Raw genomic sequence first — 3,339 nt, 5'->3', positions numbered from 1 at the left:
ATCTTCGACCAGCCCACCGCCGAGCAGGTCCGCGCCCAGCACGCGTGGGTCATCGACGCGTTGAAGACGCGGTATCCGGCCGCGTGTGAGCATCTGGACGCCGCTCGTGAGGACCTGCTGGCGTTCGCCGCGTTCCCGGCTGAGACCTGGCGTCAGATCTGGTCGAACAACCCGCTATCTGTTAACCGGCCTTCCAGCGGCCTGATCTGGGCTGTTACTGGAATTCGGCCCCGGCGATCTCGCAGTGGGTGGATGCTGCCGGGTGAGGACCGACAGATGGGGCTAGGTTATGACGGTTCACGCGCGCCTACTCGACGGAGAGCATCGGCTGGCCGGCGCTTGGGACGGTATCGAGGCAGCGAACGCCTTCTTGGCGCACTTGGCCGCGCGGGCGTTCAGTCCGGCCACGATCCGGGCCTATGCCTTCGACCTGGTCAACTTCGCCCGCTTCCTCATCGAGCAGACGCTCACCGTTGACGCGGTGACCCCGACGGACATCTTCGCCTGGGTGGATTGGCAGGGCGTCCGTCGTGACAGTGGCGGGAAGGTGGTGCGGTTGGCGCGACGCAGCGCGGCCCCGTCCACGATCAACCGTCGCGTCGCGGCGATCCGGGCGTTCTTCGAGTACCAGGTCATGACCGGCGTCCGGGAAGGCAACCCGGTCCCCGCGCCCGGGCGGGGGCAGGGACTGCGACCACAGGCCCGCGGACTGCTGGGACATCTCGGGCCGGGGCGAGCCCGCAGAGGGGGCCGTCTGGTGCGGCAGCCCCGCCGCCTGCCGGAGTCGCTGCCGAGCGGCGATGTTGAGGCGTTCTTGTCGAGCTTGGGCACGCACCGCGATCGCGCGATGGCGTTGGCGATGCTGCTGGGCGGGCTGCGTTCGGCGGAGGTCCGCGGGCTGAAGCTGGCCGATGTCGACATGGGCGCACGGCGGCTGCGCGTGATCGGCAAGGGGAACAAGGAACGCGTGGTCCCGGTCGACGCGACGTTCTTCGCCGAACTGGCGGCCTACCTGCGCCTGGAACGGCCGCCGGGGTTGAAAACGGCCGAGTGTTTCGTGGTGCTGCGGGGCCCGACGGCGGGCGCACCGCTGAGTGAGGCCGGGTTGCGCAGTCTGTTTCGCCGTCATCGCCAGCTCTCGGGCGCGCTGCGGGTGCGCCCGCACCGGCTGCGGCACACCTACGGCACCGAGTTGGCCGCGGCCGGCATCGACCTGCTGGCGTTGCGCGAGCTGATGGGCCACGCCAATCCGGAGACCACCGCCGCTTACGTCCACCTGTCGGTCGAGCAGTTGGCGGCCGAGTACGCCGCCGCCCGCTTCCGCCAGAGCGCAAGTGGTTCGCGATGACCGCCCTTGCTCGCCAAGCCTCCGCCGAGCACAGTCTGCTGAAGGACTACCTGGCCCACATCGCCGACCTCGGCCTGGGTCAGAGGGCGGTGCGCGACCGCATCCGAATCGCCCACGCGTTCCTAGCACGTCACCCCGATCTGGATATCTGGATGGCCGCTCCAGCCGCAGAGCGCCACCTCGAGCTCAAACGAACCGGTGCCTGGCCGCTGATCTGCTACGCGATCGGGGCCGGCCGTCTGCGGCTGGACCTGGAGCTGGCTGGGATCAAGCACTTGACAGGGTTGGCCGACGCCATCCAGGCTCGCGATCCCGACGGCTTCGCCATGGCCAGGCAGGCCGGACTGCGGCTCGGTTGGACAGCAGACTGGGTGGAGACGGTGCTCGGCGAGTGCCTGGCCGTGCTGCTGGCCTGGCACGGCGGTGTGGTCTCCGAGGTGACCAGTGAGTTGGTGGACGCCTTCGACGCCGCGATCGCCTCCACCATGACCATCCCGGCAAGCTCGCGCCGCGCTTACCGCAACCGGATCGCCAGCGTCCGTCAGATCTTGTTCGAGTCCCGCATGATCGACACACCGCCCCGACGACGGCCCTGGGCACGCACCCTGGAGCAGCGTTTCGCCCAGGTGCCAATGGCCGACCAGGTCCGCCAGGTGCTGCTGCGCTATGTCGGCACCCGCGCCGCGGTCCTGCGACCCCGATCGGTGGAGAGCCTGGTCAACGACCTGTTGCCGTTCGCCGAGTACCTCACCGACCAGCATCCCGACGTGACCTCGCTGCGCCAGCTCGAGCGGCATCACATCGAGGGCTACCTCACCTTCAACCGCACCCGGCCATGGCGCGGCCAGCGCGCCGCAGCCGGGGCAGACCGGACCGTCTCGGCAGCAGTCGCCCAAGCAGCGGCACTCAGCCTGCGCAACATGCTCGACGACCTCGCCGCCTGGGGCTGGGCCGAAGCACCCCCGCGCCGCCTGATCTTCGCCGCCGACATCCCCAAACTCGACCAGCCGCTGCCCCGGGCGCTGCCGCCCGACATCGACGCCGCCCTCATGAATGCCGTCGCCCGCCTGGACGACGATTTCGCCCGCCTGGCCCTGCCCGTCCTTCGCGGCGCTGGACTGCGCGTCGGCGAACTGCTCGACCTGGAAATCGGCAGCATCATCGACTACGGCCCCACCGGGACCTGGCTGAAAGTCCCACTCGGCAAGCTTGCTACCGAACGCATGGTGCCCCTGGACGCCGACGCCCTCGCCGCGCTGGATGAATGGACCACGCTGCGCGGTGTTCACCGACCGCTGCCGCATCCACGCACCGGAACGCCGACCGACTTCCTATTCACCCTGCACGGCCGCAGACTCGGCGCGACCCGGCTGCGCAACGGCCTGCTCGCCGCCGCCGAACTGGCCGGGCTCCGCGCGCCCGACGGCGGCGTACTCGTCGTCACCCCACATCAGCTCCGCCACACCTGGGCCACCAGCCTGGCCAACGCCGGGATGAGCCTGCAGGCACTGATGGCGCTGCTCGGACATGTCACCCCGCAAATGACCATCCGCTACGCGACCTTGGCCTCCCCGACGCTGCGCACCGCCTACGACGAAGCGATGGGCAAGATGCGCCGCCAGTTCACCCTGACCCCGGCCGGCAAGCCGATCGTCCCGGACAAGGTGACTTGGCTGAACAACGAGATGCTCAAGACCCGCGTCGCTCACGGCTACTGCTCCCGACACGAAGCAGCAGGCGCCTGCCCCTACGCCAACATCTGCGAAACCTGCGACAACTTCGTCACCGGCCCCGAGTTCACTGACGCCCTGCACAGCCAGCTCACCGACGTCCAAGCACTCCAGGCCGACGCCGGCAATCGCGGCTGGGACAGCGAGGCGGCCCGCCACGCCCGCGTCGCCGACGCACTCACCGACCACATTTCCCGCCTCGAGCGCTGAACTGCGACCTCCTCCACCGCCTTGCCCAAAAGGCCAGGGCCGGTTAAAGGA

The 3,339-nt window shown here is 69.4% G+C and carries 2 protein-coding genes and 1 pseudogene; all 3 read left to right on the top strand.

Features of this window, described 5'->3' with window-relative positions:
* Nucleotides 1-174 (top strand): annotated as a pseudogene (locus ACH34R_RS43995) (transposase); the annotation flags it as partial.
* A 115-nt stretch (nucleotides 175-289) separates the two neighbouring features.
* Nucleotides 290-1,348: a tyrosine-type recombinase/integrase gene (locus tag ACH34R_RS43990; RefSeq protein WP_397567603.1), complete on the top strand. Its 1,059-nt coding sequence runs from the start codon at nucleotides 290-292 to the stop codon at nucleotides 1,346-1,348.
* Nucleotides 1,345-3,288 carry a tyrosine-type recombinase/integrase gene (locus ACH34R_RS43985; protein ID WP_397567602.1) on the top strand — a complete coding sequence of 648 codons (1,944 nt, stop codon included), beginning with the start codon at nucleotides 1,345-1,347 and terminating at the stop codon, nucleotides 3,286-3,288. Before ACH34R_RS43990 ends, ACH34R_RS43985 begins: the two co-directional genes overlap by 4 nt.
* The last annotated feature ends 51 nt before the right edge of the window (nucleotides 3,289-3,339 follow it).

Source organism: Spongiactinospora sp. 9N601, from assembly GCF_044326295.1.
Lineage (GTDB): Bacteria > Actinomycetota > Actinomycetes > Streptosporangiales > Streptosporangiaceae > Spongiactinospora > Spongiactinospora gelatinilytica.
The sequence above is the reverse complement of the archived record's forward strand: the minus strand, read 5'-3'. Positions and strand labels throughout refer to the sequence as shown.